We start from the raw sequence: 21166 nt of genomic DNA on the forward strand, positions 1-21166 counted from the left end.
GCTATAAGTTTTAAGTGAAGGGTCCAGCGTGGCCCTTTTTTATTTAATTATAGTAGCATTATTTCGTATCGCTTCAATTTTATATTGAAACATCTCGGCCATTTTGGAGGCTCTCCATTTTGCTTCATCTGCTTTTTCACCTTCAAAATGCTCGTCGATAGTTTTGGTGAACAGTTTTAACCAACGTTGAAAATGTTCTTCAGTTACAGGAAGCTTTGCATGCGGCGGAAAGGGGCTGCCATAATAGGTATGTTCCCCTAGCAAAACCGTTTGCCAGAAGGTATACATTCTCTGAAGATGTTCTGGCCAGCGATCTTGAATTACATGGTTGAAAATAGGGCCTAGTAAATCATCCTTTCGAACCCTTCCATAAAAGGCATCCACTACTATTTTTACATCGTCTAAGCTTGTGATTTTCGCTTTCTTCATAAATCTAAAACCGCTTTAAAAACGTTTCCCCATTATCCAAAGATTCCGTGAGGGTTGCAATGGTTACGGTTTCGAGCATTTCCCTCAAACCTTCCCGGATTTCCAAGAAATCTTCATGCAACGGACACGGTTTTTCATCGCTACATTCGGAAAGTCCGAGTCCACAACCCCTAAAAATACTATCCCCGTCGATTGCCTCTACGATATCACCTAATAAAATTCGATGGTCTTCTTCAACAAAAAAACCTCCGTTAGGACCTTTTTTCGACTTTACCACGCCACTTCTGGCCAGTTCCTGTAAAATCTTAGCCGTAAACGCTTCAGGAGAATCGATCGCTTTAGCGATTTCTTTCAGATTAGACCTCCGATCATGTCGCGATTCCTTTGAAATAAAGAGCGTCGCCCGAATCCCATATTCACATGCTTTAGAAAACATATCATCCTTATTTACTATCAAATATAGCTAAATTCGGATAAAAAACTCTTTTACTTTTATTTTTGTTTGTGATTAAAACGAAAATCTACTTATGGAATCGCAAATATGCTTGACGTTCCAACGCTTCACGATGATCTGGGTGCGCAATAGAAATCAATTCCTTCGCACGCTGTTTCAGTCCTTTTCCGAAGAGATTCACCACTCCATACTCCGTCGCCACATAGTGAACGTGCGCTCGGGTAGTCGTAACACTAGCACCTTCCTTCAGAAATGGTGTAATCTTCGAAATACCCTTGGCGGTAATCGAAGGCATCGCGATAATTGGCTTTCCTCCTTCCGAAAGCGAAGCACCCCGGATGAAGTCCATCTGGCCGCCCACTCCTGAATATTGATAGGTCCCGATAGAATCGGCACAAACCTGACCTGTCAAATCGATTTCAATGGCGCTGTTGATGGCTGTAACTTTTGGGTTTTGACGAATGATGGCGGTATCGTTCGTATAGCCCGCTTCCTTGAAGTGTACCAAAGGATTATCGTCGATAAAATCGTATAATTTTTGGGTTCCCATCGCAAAGCACGTAACAATCTTATTGGTTTTTATTTCCTTTTCCTCGCCTGTAATAATTCCCTTTTCAACCAAGGGAAGAATACCGTCGCTAAACATTTCGGTATGGATTCCCAAGCGTTGGTGGTTGGTAAGATTTGCCAAAACGACATTGGGTATGTTTCCAATTCCCATTTGAAGCGTTGCGCCGTCTTCAACCAAACCAGCAACATGCTTTCCGATGGTGGTTTCGATGTCGGTGGGTGTTCCAACCTCGGAAGCATGGATGGGCGTATCGACTTCAATAGCGCAATGAATTTTGTTGATATGAATAATTCCGTCGCCATGTGTTCTCGGCACTTTCGGATTCACCTGAGCTACAACTTTCTTTGCCGTCAGGATGGCTGGCAAGGTAATATCGACCGAAGCTCCAAGTGAACAATAGCCATGCCGGTCGGGTGGTGACACCTGGATAAAGGCTACATCCAATGGCAGGATATTTCTTCGAAATAGCCAATGTATTTCACCCAAAAATACGGGAACATAGTCGCCATGATCGGTATGCACCCCTTTTCGGGTATTTCCACCCACAAAAAAAGCGGATAAATGAAAGGCCTTGTTATATGGTGCTTCCAAATATTTGGCATCGCCATGGGTATGAATCTGTAAAATTTCAACATCGCTTAGCTCTTGATAGCGTTCGCAAAGGCTATCGATTAGGGTGTTGGGGGTCATTGCCGCCCCTTGAAAGTATATGCGGTCGCCAGATTTCACTGCCGAAACGGCTTGTTCGGGAGATACTATTTTTAATGAATGTGTATTCATGTCGTGTTCGATTTAAGGCTGCAAAGGTCCTTTACACTCCACTATTTTTAAATGATTTTTATCATAATGATTCCTATTAAATTTAGGCAATATTGTAGTATTCCTTAGGTTATCATATTAGAAACCGTTGATGTATGGAGCTTGCTAAAAAACACATTCGATATGGCCTAGTATATTTTTGTATAGTAGCTATTTTAGGTGTTGGTCTGCGGTTATTTGCTGTCTCTGACTTCGAGTTTAACTACCGGCATGTTGTTCATGCCCATTCCCATATTGCATTACTCGGTTGGGTCTATATTGCGCTCACCTCTTTGCTCTATCATTTCTATTTGAAGAAAAGCGATATTGCAAGTCGCTATCACATATTATTTTGGTGTACGCAGGGCACCCTTGTCGGGATGCTTTTCACCTTTCCTTTTACCGGTTATGCACTATTGTCTATACTGTTTTCAACCCTATTCTTATTTGCCTCCTACTATTTCGCCTATTTATTTTTCCGATATACTCCTGCTGCCTTAAAAGAAACACATTCGTATAAATTGATCAGGGCAGCGCTTTGGTTTATGATAATTTCCAGTATAGGACCATGGGCGCTCGGCGGGATCATGGCTACTGTGGGAAGCAGTTCTCCTTGGTATCGAAATGCCATCTATTTCTACCTTCACTTTCAGTATAACGGTTGGTTTATCGTAGCTCTTTGTGGCCTCTTCTTGAAGTTATGGGAAGACGAAAACATTCTCTTATCTACCAGAACGTTTATACGCTTCTATTGGCTGTTGATTGCAGGTGTGCTTCTTACCTTCTTTCTCTCCATATTATGGATGCAACCGCCATTCCTATTTTACGTACTTGCATTTATAGGGGGTGCTTTACAAGTGGGGGCATTTACTATACTATTGGGCAAAACGCTTTGGCATCGTACGCTTTTACAGAAAAGATGGTCGACACAGGTAAGGCGGCTTCTCATAATTGCCGGCTTATGCCTAGGTATAAAACTAATTGCGCAACTGAGCGGGAGTTTGCCCTTTACAGCCCAAATTATCGCTACTAATATCGACTATGTTATCAGTTATCTTCATTGGGTATTTTTAGGCTTGGTGAGTCTGGCTCTTTTTGCTTTGCTACGACATACCACACTCATGGTATTGCCAAGCCGTGCATTAACGCTATATATAATCGGGTTTTTACTTACCGAAATATTGATTTTTTACAGGGGAAGCGTTTCGCTATTTACGTTACCTTCGCTTCCACTTCAAAACGTATTGCTTAGCTTGGCAAGTGGTATTTTATGTATAGCGATCGTTTGGATTGCCGTTGCAAATTGGAAGTATTCTGTTAAGCGGTAGTTTTAGCTGAGGAAATGGTTGCCGCAATATTCGAAACATCAGAAATAACCGATTGACCCTTATCGGTATTGTACCAAATTTGAAGTTGTTTTTTGAACTCTGCATCCAATCCGCCATGCTTTGTTTTGTATTCTTCCACCATTTTTGTGGCAGGAATAGAACGTGGTCCCCAAGTGGCTAAGACCTCTGATGCTTCATTTAGGAAGATTACTTTTGGAATACTTCTAGAACCATTAGTTAGAAAGGCATCCATCAATTCGGGATGATCGTCGCGTAACACTAATTTCAGTTCGATTTTTTCTGAACAGTCGGCCATTTTTTTCAGATATGGAAGCGTTTGCGCTGCATCGCCACACCAAGGTTCGGTTATAACTAACCATATCTGCTTTTCCGAAATTTCAGAAAAAACCTTCGCCTGTTCATCGCTTATCACACCGGTTTTGTCTAAACGTTTGCTTCGACTAAAATTTAGTTTCGTAAAATTGATCTTATCCTCGGTAGGTTCACCGGTAGTTCTACCTTCTTTCGCCAATTGTTCAAAAAGCAGTTTATAGGCCTCGTAGTTTATACCCGCCTCTACCGAATGCTTCAATAACTCTTTCATCGTAGTTGTCATATTGTAATGGTCGCAAAGGTATCGATTCCCTTACCCATTGCCTATGACCAGTGTCAGCTTTCAATCTTGGCAGCAATGAAGCAAAGTGGCAAAGGAGCAAAGTGGCAAAGTGGCAAAGCATCAAAGACTCATAGACTCATAGACTCATAGACTCATAGACTCATAAACTCATAAACTCACTAATGCAGAATTTAGAATTATCGATTGACGATTTCTGATTTTAGAATTGCCATTGGTTGTCCACCACCGATTAGTTGCAAAGAAGGAAAGACTTATAAACTAATTCAGAATTCAGAATTCAGAATGTAGAATTCAGAGTTCAGAAAAAGAGAAAAGAGACTTTAGAGAATAGACTCATAGACTAATAATTATAGCTTACGAATCATCGTTCTCTGATCACGGGTCACAATTTCAAAGTTCAGAGTTAAAAACGGTCAACCCTAATTAGGTAAGTTTATGTAGAGTGATGAGAATATTCGGAGCACCGCTTACATAATTAGAAAGTATAGCGCTTATTGCTTACAGCCTACCACCTCCAGCCTGCAATCAAAAATCCTTTCGCTTGGCTTTACGATTGATAATTAATACAGGCACTAACACCCACAATCCCAACATTCCTAACGAGAGTATCAATCCGAAACTTGTTCCAAAGAAATTCTGAAAAACCGCTCCCGTATATCCGAGCAATGCTGAAATATCCAGTTTCAACAAGATGAGTACCCGTGAAAGATCGACGGGATTCAACATCGTAGCTACCAAGGAAAATTTATCTAATGGATAGTCTTCAAAATACATCAAAGACATCAAGAATAAACCATCGTAAATGACCGCCATAAACAGCCATAGCAAAATGGCATAGCCAAATCCCTTGATTTTGTTTTCATTGAATAGCGCGATTACAAAGGCCAAGGCGGTAAAGATCAAGGTTAGTAGTGTTCCCGTTACCAATAACAAGGAAAAATCCCAAATAGCGCTGCTGTTGAAGATTCCGTAAAAAACAAAAGGACCGCCCAAACCAAGTATCAAACTTAAGGAAAGGGAAAGCGCTACCCCGAAATATTGGCCTAAAAAGATGGAACTTCGCTTCACAGGCTGTGCCAATAACAACTCGGTAAATTCTTTTGAATTGTAATAGTACATGACCCCGAAAATAGTTCCGATCAAGGGAACAAGCACGATGATAACATTCATTAACGTAATGACCGCTTTATTCAAATCGTTGTTTAGAAACAATAATACAATTCCTAATAATAGATAGAACAAAAAGTACACGTAGCTCCAACGGCTTCGCATTAAATCGTAGAAACTATATTTTAAAATCTTACGCATAACTTGAGGATAACATGGCCGCGATGGCGTGTTCAAAATCGGGTTGTTCGGTCCTTTCCTTTAATTGGAAAATGCTTCCACGGAAGTAAATTTTTCCTTCCAATAGAAAAACAATCTCATCGGCAATTTCTTCAACGAAACTCATAATATGGGAAGTGATCAAAATTGTTTTTCCCTTTTCCTTCGCTTCGGAAATAAGGGTTTTCAATCGCAGGTGCGAAATGGGATCCAAGCCGGTAGTTGGTTCATCCAAAATAATCAGCGGACTATCGAACATAAAGGTTAGGACCAAGTTTACCTTTTGCTTTGTTCCCCCCGAAAGATTGCTCAGCTTCTTATTTAAAAAGGGCTGTAGTTTGAAAACATCTATCAAGCGTTCATCTTCGGTCGTTTTATCGCTACGAAGATCCTTTATCATTTTAATCAACTCTTGAACTGTTAAGTTCCCGGGAAAATTGGCAATTTGTGGTAGGTAATCAATTTGGTTCCGGTATTTCCAGTCCTTTTTTATGGAGGAGCCATTTAGTCGAATACTGCCCGCATCGGGAAGCACCATACCCAAAATACTTTTGATTAGGGTGGTTTTTCCTGAACCATTTGGTCCGAGAACAGCAAAAATTCCGCCCTCATCGATAGTAAGATCGATGCCCTGAAGCACTTGGTTCTTACCGAATTTTTTATGAAGATTATCTATAGCTATCATGGTCTATTCGTTTCATTCTTGGATGTTCGTCCATTAAATTATCAGGTGTAAAAACAGGGGAAACCTTTTCTGAAAAATCGATAATGTCTATAAAAAGACTTCTCAGCAAAATGATGGTTTCTGGCGTTCGGTTCACGATATAGCTAAACAACTTCACCGGACGATATGGCACATCGCCAATTCCGTTTCTATTCAGGTCGTAACCGGTATAATTACTCCAGAAATTCTGGTCGAATAGGTTATCGTTCAATTTGCTGTTATACGACACGTCGAAAGAATTATATAAGAAGTTATTGAATTGAAAGGTGTTGGTATAACATGCACCACGGACTTTCATAGCCCAACCGTTATTGATAAAATCGTTGTGGCGATAATCGATGCGATTGGAGCCTTCAATATTGATGCCTACGGTGTTCTCCTCGAATACATTTCCGATGATTTCGGCATCGTTTATCTCCTTCAACAACAGACCAAAGGCAGCAGTTCCCCAGTTTTTTCGGAACACATTGTTTTTCATTTCAATATGCTTGCTAAACATTACCGCTACCCCTGCCCCGTTGTTTTCAAATAAATTTTTGGTATAGCTATCGTTGTTCGAAAACATAAAGTGAAGGCCATACCGCAGATTATCTATGCTTTTATTATTATGAATATGAATGTTATCGGAAAACTCCAAGTAAATTCCATCGCGTACGTTCCGAACGGAATTATTGGCCACCTCAACATCTTTGCAATACCAAAGTTGAATGCCGTTCCCCGAGTTGTATTCGTTAACCGCATCGCCTTTTATCGTATTATGAAGCACTTTCCCACCATTGGACTTTTCAAGATAAATTCCGAAGAAAAGGCGCTCCAAAGTATTCTGCTGGATTAGAAAATCGGTACTTTTTACAACCCGAATGGCTGCATAATCGGTGGTATAGCTTGTCCCGACATTTATTATGGTGAAACCATCTACGGTAACATGATCGCTTTCAATGGTAATGATTTCTCCCTTGTCCATGCCATCGATCGTAGGTTGATTCTCGCCTAACAATGTTAATGGTTTATCGATTCCGATATTATATTCGCGATAGACGCCTTTTTGCACTACGATGGTATCGTATGCGGAAGCTACCTTCACGGCCTCCTTAATGCTTGACACTTTACAACCTTCGCAAACGGTTATGGTATTGGCCCAACTTACTAGTGGCGGTAAAATGAAAAGGACGATATAAAATAGTAATCTGCACATAGCGGCGAAATTATAGTAGGAACATGTCGATTCCTATGACAAATGACAGGTATACTGGTTACAGTTCCTTGCTTATTGCCTGTAGGATTTAGTTGTTAAGCGGATTTTGAAGCTGTTTTTGTAGTTGCTTCCAATCGAACAGGTTACCTCCATGGGTTGAAATGGTTTCAGCGGCTTTCTCTTCATTATTGAAGGCTGAAAGATTAGCGCCCATCGGGCTACTAATTTCCTTACTGATAATAAAACTCGCCTCTTCGGCAGGAAGAAGTTCTCCGGGCGAATCGTAATCGGCTACTAGGAATAAAGCAATGTTGGGACCCTTGTAGTCTTGCTTAAAGTTCACCATACATTCTATGGCGTCGAAGGAATAAGCACGCCCTTTTTCGGTAACGATCTGCGCTGCGTGCTGCCGGTCGACGATAGTCATATTGCAGTAATGACAGTTATCCTCTCCGTATTGAATGGGTTTGGGCTCGATAGCACATGCACTAAACAGCAGTACTAGGCTGAGCAATAAAAATGTTGATTTCATGATGTTGATTTTTAAAGGTGAAGCGATTATCGCTTCTGGAGGGGTTAGGCCTCCTTTTGAACTATTGCGTACTTTTTTTCACGATAGCTTTCGAGTTCCATTCTCGTTTCCCGATGAAAAAGGCAGCTAAGGTGAGCATCATTCCGATAAACATAAAATAGGCACCCGTGTGTGGCCACGAGTCCACGTCGAAATTCAGCATTTTTTGATGACCAAAGAGCGGTGGCTTATAGGTCATAGGCGTTCCATCGGGATGAGTCATTTTCATAATAGCATTTGGGTCTAGATCGGTTCCGTATTCAATCAGCCATAGGTTGAAATCGTACATTCCCAAAATTCCGAGCACACTCATGCTAAGAAACCATCCGATAAACCACCAATGGTTAATCTTTCCGAGAAAGCCAAGAAATCCTATTATTACTCCAAGAAAGACCATGCTTCCAATTACCATTGGAAAGGTGCTAAACTCCCACATTTCTTCAGGTTTTGGAATTGTTTTCATTCCAATATAGTGATTCAGTCCATCGATATTCTGAATATCGAATTCACTTGCGCCTTCAATGCCATCGATAAAAATGTTCATTCCTAACGGATCTGGATACTGTGGCGCGCCTAACATAATGCTCCAAAGGGGAAATTTGAAAAGCCCTAATAACAGCAAAGAGCCAATGATCATTATAATTCCAGCCTTTTTCATAATTCTTCTATTAAGTAAATCGATATAATTGTGTTGATTTTTCCTTCTTTTTGAATAAGGCGGGGGAAATCAACCAACCCCCGCCTCTTCATTGGAAACATTATTAATCACTAACCGAATGCTTCCAGAACCATAGAACTATCTATTCTCCAAGGGACCAGCTTAATTCGATATCCGAATCGGCTGGCGATACGCGAACGTATCCTTGCATTTCCTGGTGCAATGCAGAACAGAAATCGGTACAGTAGAATGGCCAAACTCCCACTTGTTTAGGTTCCCAAACGAAGGTTTCTGTCTGTCCAGGCATAATGAGCAATTCTGATGTATTGGCACCAATCATACTAATACCGTGCGGCACATCGTAATCCTGCTCATGGTTGGTTACGTGGAAGTATACCTTATCGCCAACTTTGATGCCTTCAATATTATCTGGGGTAAAGTGGCTTCGGATCATACTCATATATATGTGCACCTCGTTTCCATCGCGTTCTACTCGAGCGTCTGCTGGACTCAACGTAGCATACTCATGCTTGTTTTCATCCAGTTTGAAGATTTTTCGAGAGTTTTTCTTTACAATATCGGCAGCAATACCAGCAGCGTAGTGGGGTTCCCCAATCGTTGGGAAATCTAATAACAGTTCCATTTTGTCGCCAGAAATATCATATAACTGAGCCGATTGCGTTACCTCTGGACCCGTTGGTAAATAACGGTCCTTTGTAATCTTGTTCATGGCCACCACATAATCTCCAAAAGGTTTACGAGAGTTTCCGCCAGGAATCATCAAATGACCTACTGAATAGTAACAAGGTTGGCGATCGACCACTTCCCAAGATCCTAACTTCCATTTCACTACTTCAGAAGAGATGAAGAATGTAGTATACGCATTCCCTTCACCATCGAATTCGGTATGAAGTGGGCCTAATCCAGGCTGACTAACAGTTCCGGCTAACACATCTTCAAAATTTAGGATTGGGATACCGTAGGCTTCACCATCAAATTTTTCATTTTCGATTGCATCCAACATTTTGGTGAAAGAGTGTACAGTAAGGTCGGCGGAAAGCTTTCCATTACCCACGATATACTCTCCAGAAGGATCTACATCACAACCGTGAGGTGATTTTGGAGTAGGAAGGAAATAAACCGCTCCAGGCACTTCCTCTGGGCGTACCACCAATACTTCCTCCTTCATAGTTGAAGTAGCCGTGTGGGTTTCATCGTTATATACATTGTGTGCATAGCGTGCTGGCATTTTCTTACCGCCACCATTATTCACATATTCTTCAATAGCTTTCCAGTTTACAGCAGCGATAAAATCCTTATCATTTTGGGAAGCATTCACCTCTAAGAGCGAGTTGGCCTCTTCCGTATTATAGGTAGTGAAGAAAAACCAACCGTGCGATTTTCCGCGTCCAGGGTGTGAAAGGTCATAATCGAATCCAGGCATCAGTAATTGGAACTTGATATCCATCCCACCGTCTTCGGGGTCTACACTGATAAAGGAAAGCGCTCCTTCAAAGTTCCCCTTGTATTCACTAATCGGCATATCGCGCTGCGGTACAGGAACTGAAAATCGTGTACCTGCAACAACGTATTCTGTGTTTTCTGTCACAAAGGATGAACTGTGGTTACCTGCACTGTTTGGAACCTCGATAATTTCAGTTGTTTCAAAAGTGGTCAAATCTATCTTTGCGATACGCGGGGTGTTATTTCCGTTGATAAAAACCCAACGACCGTCCAATTCGCCTGAAGTTTGGGAAATATCCGGGTGGTGAGCATCGTCCCATGGCACAAATCCGTGAGAGGTATTCAGCATAGGTTTTGTTTCCTCGTTATACCCCCAAGCCTTTTCAGGATCTTGTGAGAACACTGGGATAACCTTGAATAAACGTCCAGAAGGCAAGCCGTACACGGATAATTGTCCGCTGAAACCTCCAGAAATAAAGGCATAGTATTCATCATGCTCGCCTGGAGCCACATACACTTTTTCGGCTGCACTGGAAGCCAGCGCGCCGCGGTTGCCGTTTTTGTTCGATTCGCTATTGTTGCAACTGCTTATAAAACCGGCAAGCAGTGCTAGCATTGCAATATTGCTAAGTATTCGTTTCATTTGAATTATGGTTTAGATGTTGATTTTTTATTTTATTCTGTTGGCACAATAACCTTATCGACTACGTGCACAATGCCATTGCCAGCGGGGATACTGGCTAATATCTTGGCTCCTCCAACAAATACGTCATCGCCTTCGGTAGTGACCTCGACATTTTGATTGCTGGCCTGACCGAGTTTTTTGAACTTCTTCAAAAACTCTTTATCATAATTACCCGGGGTAACATGGTGTTTGAGGATATATGCTAGTTTCGGTTTGTTTTCAGGCTTTAAAAGCCCTTCCACTGTACCCTCGGGTAATTTGTTGAACGCTTCATTTGTCGGAGCAAAGACCATCAAAGGACCCGCATTCACAAGCGAGTTTTCAAGTCCCGCTGCTTGGACGGCCGCAACCAAAGTGGAATGGTCTTTAGAGCCTATTGCGATGTCGAGTACATTCGGTTGCGATTCGTCATCTTCAATAAACGCTTGGCCTTGATTTTCAGTCGTTGTGTTTTTCTGTGGGGAAGTTGCCGCTTCCTGTTTTGAGGAGGCCTCCTCCTTGCAGGCAGCAAGGGAGAGCATACAGAAAGCAGCGAACATGCATTTGAGTATGGTTTTCATTTTATTGGTTTTTAGGAGTTGCTGTTGGTTTATAAGGTTCTGAAGTATTCCAAGATCTTACGCGCTTCCTCTTGTTCCAAGCTTTGGTTGGCCATTGGAGAGCCGTTATACTCGATCAACAATTGCTTTGCGATAGGGTCTTTGGCTACCATTTCCTCGGGATTTAGAATCATGTTCATTACCCATTCTGGAGAACGACGCTTTAAGACGTCTTTAGGAGCTGGACCGATAAAACGCTTATCGGGTTTATGACACGCCATACACTTGCTTTTAAAGAGTTCTTCCCCTTCTTTGGCCATGGTTTGGTCGATCGCTTCGGCAAGCGTAACATCTTTTACGGGTCCAATCCCTTTATTACTCATATCGATTAAATCGGCTTTCGGAGGGGTCGCATCTTTTTTAACGACTACCTTTTTTTCACCACCGCCAATTTTGATGGTTTCTTCTTTCTTTTCTTCCTTCCCCCCACAACTTATCATAGCGAATACACTAAGTAGCATGAGGCTTTTCTGTATAAGTTTCATAGTGATTGTGATTATTTATACCACAAATGTAGGGGTGAAGGGAAGGGTATAAAATGACAATTGTCATATTTAAGACAATTTTGTCCTTTATTAAGTTTCAGGCAGTTATCCTTCCACCATAATTTTATACTTAAGGTAAAAAAGGCTGTTCGTATGGAACAGCCCTTTCACTTTCTTAGACCGATTTGTTTTTAAAACTCTATTTCCAAATACAAGCTGCTTTCAGGATTTGTATCCGTTACATCCTCCCCTTTCAACACCGAATTTTCAGCATCAAGAAGTTTCATATTGATTTTCCAATATCCAGACATAGTTAAGGATAACTTTCCTGCATACATTTCGGAAGCTGAATCGAAGGTTAAATGTTCGTTATTAGGAGAGCTGTGGTTCCCCATTCCCGGCATTCGTGGGTCGATCATGATAGTGTAGTCCTCCACCTTGGAAAAAGTTATCATGTTTTCCATTTTATATAACGCTACTATAAAGTCGTTAACCTTCACTTCGGGCACTTTTGGGGCGACCCATGCCAATACGTACCGGCTGTCATCAGCTGCCACAAACGAAATACAGTTTTTCATACCATCGGGTTTTTGCACTACTTCAACAATTTTCGAAGCTTCGTAGGCAACTCCCTCAATTTCATAATTCAGCGTTAACTCCCAGTATTCTTCACTGTTTCCCGGCATCTGAAAGATCATAAATCCTTTGGACACCGTTTCATTCTGAGTCGTTTCAATATCCGATTTTGGACAGGAATGCGACATAGATGTCATGTGCATTATAGGCATCCAAGTTATGGATACATTCGAAAAATAATCATCTGCAGTATTGTCTTTCACGCGCAGCGAGATTTCATTGTACCCAACGTAAAAATTGTCTTGTTCCGAATACAGTTCTATCGTATGATTGTTGGCTTCTATTTGTTCTACCAATATAAGGTCAGCAACAGGATTTTCCTCGATTTGTGTGTTTTCCTCATCTTCCGAACACGCCGTTATCAGTAAGGTGAGTACTATCAATATGATTGTTTTAAATATTTTCATGATATATAATTTTTTGTTTTTTTTATTAAATGATTTTGTAGGATAGGGTGACGAAGACATTTCTTCCCATTCTTGGTATATTGTTCCAATCGGTATAAGTGGAATAATAGGTATCGAAAATATTCTCCACACCAGCCTTTGCATATAACTGGTTTTTTGAAACGGTAAATGTTTTCCCTATAGATAAAGAGAATACCGTGTAGGCTTCGGTTTTGTCTTCACCAAAAACCTCGCTAACGTTTACCTGCTCACCGGCACCATCCATAGCCACCTCTCCAAAAATTCTATTCTTCTTGAATTGGACCGAGCTCCCATAGGCTATCGGACTGATAAACGGAAGGTTTCGATTGGTATCGTCTACTCCGCGATGGTAGGAAATCGAACCTTTCCAAGTCCAATTTTTACTGAGTAGATATTCACTTTGAACGCTAACATTCGCGATGGAAGCATAGTCCAAATTACGGTATAGCTTTACTCCCTCGGCTCCGATGGTCATCGTTCCGATGCTTTCATCTATTTCGCCGATAATATAGTTAGGCATATAAAAATAACTTCCTTGAAGTGAAGCGGTAAAGCTTTTCTTTTGAAAAGAAATCCGAGCCTTCATTTCATAAGCCTGTTCATTTTTAAGATCTGGATTGCCGATATAGTCATGGTTATCGGAACTATTGAACAAATAGAAGCCAAAACCTTCGGAAACGGAAGGAGCCCTTGTACCATAAGAGACACCTACTGCAAGCTTGAAGTGGTTTATTGTTCTATCATAATTCGAACCGAAGCTCGCCAAAAATCGATGTTGCGAAGCCTCCATTTCTGGATAAAAAATGCGAAGACTATTCAGCCCAAATTCATCAACGATCCAATTCCGATGATAGCTAATACGGGTAGACAGCGACATATTCCCCTTTTCCAAGGCAATGGCATCCTGTACGAAAATGCCCGTGTTCCAGGTACGTACATCGGGCCACGTTAGCATAAACATATCGGCCTGATTGCTGTCGTTGGGATACATAGTCATTTCAGCTAGCGAACGATTGTAATAACTATCTACTTTCACTAAAAAGGAATGTCGGGAGTGCTCTAGTTCCGCTTGGGAATAAAACCCGAAGGTATCGCTCCAACCGGGCATATCCATCCGAATCGGCACATCGGGACGTTGCGAATCGTCCATGATATGCGTTATCGAATTCGCATAAATCTTGGATTTCCAGTTTTTAACTATACCAACATTGTACTGCTCGTATCCAATAGCACCGATGAAGGCCCGAGCCAACGACACATCCATAGGCAAGGCGGGATAGCCCACATCGTTTGCCTGATCAAAAATAAAGGAAGCAGTTACCTTTCCTTCATCGTTCAAATTTAGCCCTCCATTTACGGAGAGATTAAACTTTTCATACCGCGAATACAACACTTCTTCTCCATTTCCATCTGTATAGTTGTTGGCCTTTCTGTAGATGACATCGCCATCCAGATAGAAGGATTCTTCAGCAAAGTTTACGTCGACACCCGTAATTTTTTGCTCGTTGTTCGACTCAAAACCTTCATCCAAACTAACTTTGAGATAGTCTTCCTTAAACGGACTGGTATCCAATTTCATATCGATGGCTCCGCCAACACAATTTCCGTGTTCGTTTCCTTCCTGACCACTTTCCACGGAAATCTCTGATAGGTTGGAAACGTCTACATACGAGGTTATCGGGTCCATCTTGTCGGTACACGCTCCAAAGATGCGCATCCCATCTATGGTTATGGAGAGTCGCTCGGAGGCCATACTATTAAGGGTAGGCTCCCAGGCATAGGCACCTCTTTTAATCATTTTGACGTGTTCGGACGATTCTAAGTACTCGTCTATGGAGGACAACGGCTTCGATTGTTTCTGATATCCAATTTCCTTATTAGGAGCAATCAGGATTACCTCGTCTAGTTCATATAATTTAAGGGGGATTTCGCATGATCCGTTGCATTCTGGTTCGCAGGATGCTGAACACATCGTATCGGTTGTTTCCTGCGCATATCCATCCTTAGGAAATAGATATACCGATAGCACAACCAAGAGTGCTAGCACGTGCCAAACCTTATTGCTTGGATATAAGCTTCCCCTCACATTTTGCATGCGTTTCATAGGGATAAGTTTTTATAATGATAGAATTAGGCTGAAGCGATTCTTCGATTATCAGCCCATGAGAAGGTACTAGGCTATGTCCTTTGGTGGAGGCGTTTGTATATCAGTATACAAGTTGCTATATATAGGCTTTTTATGTGAAGCCATACTAGATTCGGTTTCATAGCGAACCCCTATGGTAAATGCTGTGTGCTTCTCTAGAAACAAAACGTTCAGAAATTCAAAGCCAAACTTGGAGGTAAAGGGTGCTTCCTCTTCCTCTTGAGCCGACTTTGCCAACATTTTAGACAGATAGCATTTCCCATTACATTGAAGCTCCGGTTTATCTTTATTCTCACAGAGTTTCGATACTATATAGTCATAATTCGAAATGTAATCGAATATTGGCCAGATGGGCTTCACCAACATTAGAAAAACAGTGAATATGAGTACTATACTTTTCATCCTTGATGTGAAACCGTTTGTTGGCTTCATTTACTATTGTCGGTTTCAAACGCTATAACCTTTGCGAAATTCGAATCCTAATTTTTAGCAAAGATAACCGTATGGGCAAGGTTCGGAAATGATTATTATCATAATTAAGATAAAAATATCTTTTATTTGATTTTCAGGTGTTTATTGAAATATGGTTCATCCTTTGAAGCCAACTATTAATAGCTTCCAATGCTACACTATCTATACCGCTAGAACCTGAGGCATATCATTGCAAGGCTCTTCTTTTGCCCTTATCTTTAAACTTTTAATAACTTGTTCGTATGAAGCGTATCCTACTACCTACCGATTTCTCTGACAACTCAAAGAATGCTATTCTTTATGCTATGGCTATGTTTAAAGGTGAAGCGGTAACGTTCTACTTTCTCAATGTGCAGAAATCTTCAGAATATGTAACCGATGATATTCTATCGGCCAAGCCGGGAAGTTCTGTGTATGAAGCAATTCTGGCCGATAATGAAGCGAAGCTGAAAGCCTGGATGGCCCCTATTCAACAGCAATTTGAGGCTGAATCCTTTTCTTTTGAAGCGAAGGTCGATTTCGACTCGATTACCGACGCCATTTCGCAGGCGGTGAAGTTATATGAAATCGATTTGATTATTATGGGAACCAATGGTGCCACCGATGCGGCTGAAAAATTATTTGGCAGCAATACGCTGAAGGTAATGCGTGAAGTGAAGTCTCCCGTATTGGCCATTCCTGAAGATTATTCTTTTACTCAAATCAATGCCATGGTATTTAGTCTACATCACGGCGACGAACTCTCGAGGGAAGATTTAGAACCCTTATTTTCACTGTTGAAACATACCAACGCCCAATTGGAAATTTTGGATATCGACGATGATGCTATTGCGGAACCGACGCGTCAGGAAGATCATAACATTGCAACCGCTTTTGAGGGCATCGACTATTCCTTCCATGCACTCACTGGAATTCCCACACCTGTAGGCATCGATGCGTTTGTGCAATTATTTCCGGTCGGATTGCATGCCATGTTTACCACCCATGAATCCTTTTTGGAACGCTTTATCTTCGGAAGTGAAACTTCGCAAATTAGTTATCACACTCGGGTTCCCCTACTTATACTAAAGCAGCACTAATCTGAAGACTTCAGGTCTTCCAGATTTGGATTATAAGTAACACTCGTAATTTCAAAAGTACCGTAGGTGAAGTCACCTTCAGGATAATGCCAAATAGCTTCGGCAGTTCTCGGCAATCGATAGCCATTAATCTCTTGGAATTCATGAATTGGGGTTGAAAAACGAAACGTCTTATGTCGATTCACGTCCAAGCGGTCATTTGATACAAAATTCCGTAGATAGCCTTCTTCATCGAAATACAGCTTCGCTGAAACTTCCACGCCTTGATTATTAAAAATCACTTTTACCGTCGTTTCATTTATGGATTCCCATTTCAAGTTTGGGTGGAGCAAATTACTAGGGGCAAAAAGACAGAGATCGTTCAAAAAAGTAACAGTCTCTGCCTTGAACAAGGCTTCACCGCTTATCTTTTCAACCGAAAATAAGGATAACAATCGTATGTCCATGCTCGCTTGATGATCGAAATACGAATGATATCCTGTCGTTTGAATTCCCTTCACCCTCGCTTTCATAAGGAAATGTCTGGCAGCTGGCTTCAAAGCATTATATTGTTGTGAAGTAAAATGAAACCAATCTTCACCTTCTGACCTCATCGTACCCTGCATTTCAGCGTAAAAGGATTGTACCTTTGGCTTGCCGATTATTCCCGTAAGTCGCAAATAGTTCTGAACAGGATTTGGGAGTTCAGCGATATCATTTTCATGAAGTAATTCGATGGTCGCATTAGAAGCACTTGCTGTTTTCTGCACATCCTGTTCAAAACGGTTTTGAAATGCTTCAGCACCATAGACCAATATGCCCAACACTACTACTATAATATTCGCAAGGGTACCGAATTTTGCATCTTTCCAGGCAGCGATAATTAAAATCTGTGATACGACCACCGCCATTCCAAGGAAATATACCCAACCTTCTTTCTTCAACAAAACTAGTATTGCTCCTATCAAAAATGCCATTCCGGTTATACCCCAAAGCACACCCATCCGTTGCGAAACGGATAAACTCAGTTCGGGCAAAGAAGCCCATTTATAGGCCTTGAAGAGGCCCATAAAATGAATCAGACCATGTAGGGACGCAACAATAAGGAGAAGAGTGCGCATAACTCCAAAGGTTTAGTAAACCAATAATTGTTGCTGCTTTAGCGCTTCCAATAAGGTCTTGGCATAATCGGAAATAGATCGATTTTGATCGTTTGGCGCTACCACATCTATCTGGCCTACCCAAAGCAGTTCACGGTCCTTGGTCGGACAAATACAATATAATGTCGTTTCGGTGTGATACACTTCATACGCCTCTACCTGTTCATTATGTGGAGTATTCTGATGCCCATAATAATAATCGGTAAAGGAAGGAAAACTGTCTTGCAGGCTTCGAAACGCTTGACCGACGCTCACCTTATTCTCCTTGCCCTTGGTTCGCGACACCAATATGGCATCGAAACCCGCTTCCAATAAAGTGGTTTCAATAGCGTTTATGGACTCTTCTGTCTTTTGTGCATCTCGAAAATCATCCTCGAAAAAGTCGATGCTACGAACCGCAATTACATCTTCCTTTTCTAAGGCATCGGCTACGGCATCCTCGAATTGCCGACGGACATCGTTGTTTGATGACATGCCGACGACCAACACTTTGTTGGCTTCAAAAATTGGGGTGTCGGGACTTTTCCAGTCGGAAATTACTTTAGTGCTACTGCAGCTTAAAAGCAGCATCGCTATTACAAGAAATAGAATTTTTTTCATGATTTAGGGTTTCAATAGGTGAGCTTGCGCATCGTCACGCATAACGTTCTTTAAGATATCGAAGAGGGCCTTTTTCGTTTTCTTCACCTCGGCATGAAGCTGGAGTACGCTACCCAAAATAGCCACGTGTTCATCTTTGTAAGCTTTCTTTTCATCAGGAACTTCCTTTTCATCCAACAATTCATACAGCGAATTGGCATGTTCTTTCAATGCGCTTGTCACCTTCGGAATTTCATTCAACGACTCCGATAGGCGTTCAGCTATATTCTTCGCCTTTGCAAACAAGTCATGTTTTAGAAAGTCGCTAGTATAGTTCTCCATCAGTTGTAATAGAAAATTCAATTCAACCTTTAGAAATTTTACCTCGGAAATGGCAGTATGGGTCTCTTCGTGAAGGGCTGCAGGACTGTGCCATTCGATATACTTGATATGTGATTTTTGAAGTTCCATAGCACGGGGATTTTACGTTATAGTAAACTGAAACCTAAAGTTAAAAAGGAAACCGCGCTATTAAAATGACAATCATCAGCTTACGCTTCTATTCTGAAATGTGCTTTTGGCTCTCATAGAGTTTTGGAATGTGAACGTTCCAGCCTTTCTCAGTTTCTATCTTGACCCGAAGCGTATCCATTGCCGTTGGTTCGCCATGAACAAGATATACGGCTTCAGGTACATTTCGAATATTGTCGATCCAGTGCATCAAATCGGCCTGATCGGCATGTGCCGAAAGACTTTCAATATGATGAACCGAGGCTTTCACCGGATGAAACTTTCCGAAGAATTTCAATTCGTGCGCGCCTTCCAATAATTGTCGCCCGCGTGTTCCTTCCGCCTGAAACCCCACCAATAAGATTGAGGTGTTTTCACGATCGATTAATTGACTTAAGTACGTCAAAATCCTTCCTCCCGTTACCATCCCACTTCCCGCAATAACAACTTTCGGACGAGGATTGTCTATGGTTTCCCAGGTTTCACGATAGGAAGCCACCAATACCATCCTTTTTTGCATGGCCTGAAGTTGCTGTTTTGAGAGTTTGTGCCACTCGGGAAATTGGTTAAAAACGTGCAATACGTTGGTGCCCATCGGACTGTCGATATAGATAGGAATATTCGGAATTTTATTCTTCTGATACAACTGCCACAAAATATACATCAAGGTTTGCAACCGTTCTACCGCAAAAGAGGGAATGAGCAAGGTGCCTTGGGTTTGGAGAATTTTCATAATCAATTCCTGAAGGAGCTCCTCAATATCTTCCTCGGGATGCAATCGATTGCCATAGGTGCTTTCCAAAAACAGGTAATCGGCCCAACGAGGCCTATCCGGTGGCGATAACAGCGCGTCATTTCTTCGACCTACATCGCCTGAAAACACCCAGCGTTTGTCGTGGATATCAAGTTCAATAAAGGTGGCTCCGATAATGTGTCCGTTATAGCGAAAGCGTGCTTTAACCGAATCATTTAAGGATATCCATTCGTCGCGCTCCACACGTTCGAACAACTGAATCGTTTTCTCAGCTTCTTCGGTTGTATAAAAAGGCTTGGCAGGATGGTGCTTGCTATAATGTTCCTTATTGGCCCGGTCTGCTTCCTCTTCATGAATTTTAGCGCTGTCCTTTAAAATAATTTCGGCAATAGCAAGCGTAGGTGCCGTTCCTAGAATTTTTCCTCTAAATCCTTGCTGAAACAATCGCGGCAAATAGCCGGTATGGTCTAAATGACCATGGGTAAGCAACACCATGTCGAGCTTGGGAACATCGATGGGCAAGGCATTCCAGTTTTCCTCTCGTAGCTTTTTCAACCCTTGAAACATGCCGCAATCGACCAAAAATCGAAAGTTTTCCGTTTCCAGATAAAATTTTGATCCGGTAACAGTTTCCGAAGCCCCTAAAAATTGAACGTGAACGGTTTTCATACAGTTTGATTACAAAGGGCTTTCATTTCAGATAAAATCCTCGATTTTCGTTTTTCCGAAACACCAAGATGATCCAAATAATGCGTTGCCTTCAACAATTGGCGTACTAAAACAATGGAGCGACCGAGTAAAAATTGCTTTTCGCGCTGGCTCAGTAAATGGGAAACGGTAATGGGGTACAACCCCAATCGATCGACGGTATCCTTCAACCCCTTATCGTTAGGATAATCCCAGCTTAACAGCTTCAAGCCTTTACAATTCGCATAGGCTTCAGCGTCCTCAGAAAATCGGGTGTTGGTAATTACCCATCCTTCCGCATTTCTGGCTGCTTCACTTTTATCACGAATATCCTGAAACCTAGAAAAAATATAAAGTGGAATTTTCACATCACATTTCAATCCCTCATCGCTATGAAACTTGCATTCAGCCAATAACATTTTGTCTTTCTTCTTCGCCAATACATCGATTTCATGGGCAACACAAGCTCCTTCCATCGAAATTCCAATTTCAACATGGTACCCTTGTGCCAAAAAAAGTTGGCCAATAAATTCCTCGAAAGGAAAGCCGGTCGGTCCTAATTCGTAGATCGCTTTTTTCAATTTGTATTTTGAAGCGAAATGAGACCTTTTTTGTCGTAGTAAGGCGAAAGCGCGGTTATAAATTTCTCGAGTCGATATACCTTCATACAACTCCTGTTGCACGGTAGTAGCTATACCAGCAACTGTAGCTTCATCAGCACCGCTTCTTCGGAGTGAAGCTTTCAGCTTTCCCTCAGAAAACGGCACCCGATCGCCCGATGCCTTTACGATATTTGTTGCGCTCGGCATGGTT

22 protein-coding genes are annotated in these 21166 nt (G+C 41.6%); 2 read left to right on the forward strand and 20 right to left on the reverse strand.

Annotated features, from left to right (window positions below):
- Positions 1-39: 39 nt before the first annotated feature.
- From I4Q58_RS11880 to I4Q58_RS11890, 3 genes are all read right to left on the reverse strand, one after another.
- Positions 40-429 (reverse strand): group III truncated hemoglobin, encoded by a 390-nt coding sequence (locus I4Q58_RS11880; RefSeq protein ID WP_203296105.1) that lies wholly within the window; start codon positions 427-429, stop codon positions 40-42.
- A gap of 4 nt (positions 430-433) precedes the next feature.
- On the reverse strand, positions 434-865 hold the full coding sequence (locus tag I4Q58_RS11885; protein ID WP_203296106.1) for an RrF2 family transcriptional regulator: 432 nt from the start codon (positions 863-865) through the stop codon (positions 434-436).
- Between the two features lie 85 nt (positions 866-950).
- Entirely contained in the window at positions 951-2234 is a 1284-nt protein-coding gene (locus I4Q58_RS11890) for an acetyl-CoA hydrolase/transferase family protein (RefSeq protein WP_203296107.1), read from the reverse strand.
- 134 nt (positions 2235-2368) lie between these two features.
- Here I4Q58_RS11890 and I4Q58_RS11895 point away from each other — a divergent pair, with 134 nt between their 5' ends.
- Positions 2369-3580: a hypothetical protein gene (locus tag I4Q58_RS11895; protein ID WP_203296108.1), complete on the forward strand. Its 1212-nt coding sequence runs from the start codon at positions 2369-2371 to the stop codon at positions 3578-3580.
- On the opposite strand, the gene I4Q58_RS11900 is transcribed toward I4Q58_RS11895, so the two are convergent.
- The 12 genes from I4Q58_RS11900 to I4Q58_RS11955 all read right to left on the reverse strand — a co-directional run bounded on the left by I4Q58_RS11900 (position 3570) and on the right by I4Q58_RS11955 (position 15536).
- Entirely contained in the window at positions 3570-4184 is a 615-nt protein-coding gene (locus I4Q58_RS11900) for a thioredoxin family protein (protein ID WP_203296109.1), read from the reverse strand. The two genes, I4Q58_RS11895 and I4Q58_RS11900, sit on opposite strands and share 11 nt — an antisense overlap.
- Before the next feature lie 558 nt (positions 4185-4742).
- Positions 4743-5525 carry an ABC transporter permease gene (locus I4Q58_RS11905; RefSeq protein ID WP_203296110.1) on the reverse strand — a complete coding sequence of 261 codons (783 nt, stop codon included), beginning with the start codon at positions 5523-5525 and terminating at the stop codon, positions 4743-4745.
- Positions 5518-6228 (reverse strand): ABC transporter ATP-binding protein, encoded by a 711-nt coding sequence (locus I4Q58_RS11910; protein WP_203296111.1) that lies wholly within the window; start codon positions 6226-6228, stop codon positions 5518-5520. Before I4Q58_RS11910 ends, I4Q58_RS11905 begins: the two co-directional genes overlap by 8 nt.
- Positions 6212-7462, reverse strand: coding sequence for a nitrous oxide reductase family maturation protein NosD (locus I4Q58_RS11915; protein ID WP_203296112.1), 1251 nt, complete (start codon positions 7460-7462; stop codon positions 6212-6214). Before I4Q58_RS11915 ends, I4Q58_RS11910 begins: the two co-directional genes overlap by 17 nt.
- 88 nt (positions 7463-7550) lie before the next feature.
- Positions 7551-7994 (reverse strand): nitrous oxide reductase accessory protein NosL, encoded by a 444-nt coding sequence (locus I4Q58_RS11920; protein WP_203296113.1) that lies wholly within the window; start codon positions 7992-7994, stop codon positions 7551-7553.
- Between the two features lie 61 nt (positions 7995-8055).
- Positions 8056-8691, reverse strand: coding sequence for a hypothetical protein (locus I4Q58_RS11925; RefSeq protein WP_203296114.1), 636 nt, complete (start codon positions 8689-8691; stop codon positions 8056-8058).
- A 142-nt stretch (positions 8692-8833) separates the two neighbouring features.
- Positions 8834-10798, reverse strand: coding sequence for a Sec-dependent nitrous-oxide reductase (gene nosZ / locus I4Q58_RS11930; protein ID WP_203296115.1), 1965 nt, complete (start codon positions 10796-10798; stop codon positions 8834-8836).
- A 32-nt stretch (positions 10799-10830) separates the two neighbouring features.
- Positions 10831-11400, reverse strand: coding sequence for a fasciclin domain-containing protein (locus I4Q58_RS11935; protein ID WP_203296116.1), 570 nt, complete (start codon positions 11398-11400; stop codon positions 10831-10833).
- Between the two features lie 29 nt (positions 11401-11429).
- The gene (locus I4Q58_RS11940) at positions 11430-11924 is read right to left on the reverse strand and encodes a c-type cytochrome (RefSeq protein ID WP_203296117.1); all 495 of its coding nucleotides are present in this window, start codon (positions 11922-11924) and stop codon (positions 11430-11432) included.
- A gap of 191 nt (positions 11925-12115) precedes the next feature.
- On the reverse strand, positions 12116-12967 hold the full coding sequence (locus tag I4Q58_RS11945; RefSeq protein WP_236002908.1) for a hypothetical protein: 852 nt from the start codon (positions 12965-12967) through the stop codon (positions 12116-12118).
- 25 nt (positions 12968-12992) lie between these two features.
- Positions 12993-15092, reverse strand: coding sequence for a TonB-copper family protein (locus I4Q58_RS11950; RefSeq protein ID WP_203296119.1), 2100 nt, complete (start codon positions 15090-15092; stop codon positions 12993-12995).
- Positions 15093-15161: 69 nt separating this feature from the next.
- On the reverse strand, positions 15162-15536 hold the full coding sequence (locus I4Q58_RS11955; RefSeq protein WP_203296120.1) for a hypothetical protein: 375 nt from the start codon (positions 15534-15536) through the stop codon (positions 15162-15164).
- Between the two features lie 311 nt (positions 15537-15847).
- Between I4Q58_RS11955 and I4Q58_RS11960 the strand changes: the two genes are divergently transcribed.
- Positions 15848-16684, forward strand: coding sequence for a universal stress protein (locus I4Q58_RS11960; RefSeq protein ID WP_203296121.1), 837 nt, complete (start codon positions 15848-15850; stop codon positions 16682-16684).
- Here the strand turns inward: I4Q58_RS11960 and I4Q58_RS11965 are convergent.
- The 5 genes from I4Q58_RS11965 to I4Q58_RS11985 form a co-directional block, all read right to left on the reverse strand.
- Entirely contained in the window at positions 16681-17784 is a 1104-nt protein-coding gene (locus I4Q58_RS11965; protein WP_203296122.1) for a DUF6544 family protein, read from the reverse strand. The two genes, I4Q58_RS11960 and I4Q58_RS11965, sit on opposite strands and share 4 nt — an antisense overlap.
- Positions 17785-17796: 12 nt before the next feature.
- The gene (locus tag I4Q58_RS11970; protein ID WP_203296123.1) at positions 17797-18423 is read right to left on the reverse strand and encodes a hypothetical protein; all 627 of its coding nucleotides are present in this window, start codon (positions 18421-18423) and stop codon (positions 17797-17799) included.
- Between the two features lie 3 nt (positions 18424-18426).
- Positions 18427-18873 (reverse strand): hypothetical protein, encoded by a 447-nt coding sequence (locus I4Q58_RS11975; RefSeq protein ID WP_203296124.1) that lies wholly within the window; start codon positions 18871-18873, stop codon positions 18427-18429.
- Positions 18874-18961: 88 nt separating this feature from the next.
- Complete coding sequence (locus I4Q58_RS11980; protein WP_203296125.1) at positions 18962-20335, reverse strand: MBL fold metallo-hydrolase RNA specificity domain-containing protein; 1374 nt, start codon at positions 20333-20335, stop codon at positions 18962-18964.
- Complete coding sequence (locus I4Q58_RS11985; protein ID WP_203296126.1) at positions 20332-21162, reverse strand: restriction endonuclease; 831 nt, start codon at positions 21160-21162, stop codon at positions 20332-20334. Before I4Q58_RS11985 ends, I4Q58_RS11980 begins: the two co-directional genes overlap by 4 nt.
- Positions 21163-21166 lie beyond the last annotated feature (4 nt).

It is taken from the genome of Luteirhabdus pelagi (assembly GCF_016827595.1).
Lineage (GTDB): Bacteria > Bacteroidota > Bacteroidia > Flavobacteriales > Flavobacteriaceae > Luteirhabdus > Luteirhabdus pelagi.

Coding starts and splice junctions, on each gene's coding strand:
- I4Q58_RS11880 (WP_203296105.1), bottom strand. CDS start 429: ATGAAGAAAGCGAAAATCACAAGCTTAGACGATGTAAAAATAGTAGTG.
- I4Q58_RS11885 (WP_203296106.1), bottom strand. CDS start 865: ATGTTTTCTAAAGCATGTGAATATGGGATTCGGGCGACGCTCTTTATT.
- I4Q58_RS11890 (WP_203296107.1), bottom strand. CDS start 2,234: ATGAATACACATTCATTAAAAATAGTATCTCCCGAACAAGCCGTTTCG.
- I4Q58_RS11895 (WP_203296108.1), top strand. CDS start 2,369: ATGGAGCTTGCTAAAAAACACATTCGATATGGCCTAGTATATTTTTGT.
- I4Q58_RS11900 (WP_203296109.1), bottom strand. CDS start 4,184: ATGAAAGAGTTATTGAAGCATTCGGTAGAGGCGGGTATAAACTACGAG.
- I4Q58_RS11905 (WP_203296110.1), bottom strand. CDS start 5,525: ATGCGTAAGATTTTAAAATATAGTTTCTACGATTTAATGCGAAGCCGT.
- I4Q58_RS11910 (WP_203296111.1), bottom strand. CDS start 6,228: ATGATAGCTATAGATAATCTTCATAAAAAATTCGGTAAGAACCAAGTG.
- I4Q58_RS11915 (WP_203296112.1), bottom strand. CDS start 7,462: ATGTGCAGATTACTATTTTATATCGTCCTTTTCATTTTACCGCCACTA.
- I4Q58_RS11920 (WP_203296113.1), bottom strand. CDS start 7,994: ATGAAATCAACATTTTTATTGCTCAGCCTAGTACTGCTGTTTAGTGCA.
- I4Q58_RS11925 (WP_203296114.1), bottom strand. CDS start 8,691: ATGAAAAAGGCTGGAATTATAATGATCATTGGCTCTTTGCTGTTATTA.
- nosZ (WP_203296115.1), bottom strand. CDS start 10,798: ATGAAACGAATACTTAGCAATATTGCAATGCTAGCACTGCTTGCCGGT.
- I4Q58_RS11935 (WP_203296116.1), bottom strand. CDS start 11,400: ATGAAAACCATACTCAAATGCATGTTCGCTGCTTTCTGTATGCTCTCC.
- I4Q58_RS11940 (WP_203296117.1), bottom strand. CDS start 11,924: ATGAAACTTATACAGAAAAGCCTCATGCTACTTAGTGTATTCGCTATG.
- I4Q58_RS11945 (WP_236002908.1), bottom strand. CDS start 12,967: ATGAAAATATTTAAAACAATCATATTGATAGTACTCACCTTACTGATA.
- I4Q58_RS11950 (WP_203296119.1), bottom strand. CDS start 15,092: ATGAAACGCATGCAAAATGTGAGGGGAAGCTTATATCCAAGCAATAAG.
- I4Q58_RS11955 (WP_203296120.1), bottom strand. CDS start 15,536: ATGAAAAGTATAGTACTCATATTCACTGTTTTTCTAATGTTGGTGAAG.
- I4Q58_RS11960 (WP_203296121.1), top strand. CDS start 15,848: ATGAAGCGTATCCTACTACCTACCGATTTCTCTGACAACTCAAAGAAT.
- I4Q58_RS11965 (WP_203296122.1), bottom strand. CDS start 17,784: ATGCGCACTCTTCTCCTTATTGTTGCGTCCCTACATGGTCTGATTCAT.
- I4Q58_RS11970 (WP_203296123.1), bottom strand. CDS start 18,423: ATGAAAAAAATTCTATTTCTTGTAATAGCGATGCTGCTTTTAAGCTGC.
- I4Q58_RS11975 (WP_203296124.1), bottom strand. CDS start 18,873: ATGGAACTTCAAAAATCACATATCAAGTATATCGAATGGCACAGTCCT.
- I4Q58_RS11980 (WP_203296125.1), bottom strand. CDS start 20,335: ATGAAAACCGTTCACGTTCAATTTTTAGGGGCTTCGGAAACTGTTACC.
- I4Q58_RS11985 (WP_203296126.1), bottom strand. CDS start 21,162: ATGCCGAGCGCAACAAATATCGTAAAGGCATCGGGCGATCGGGTGCCG.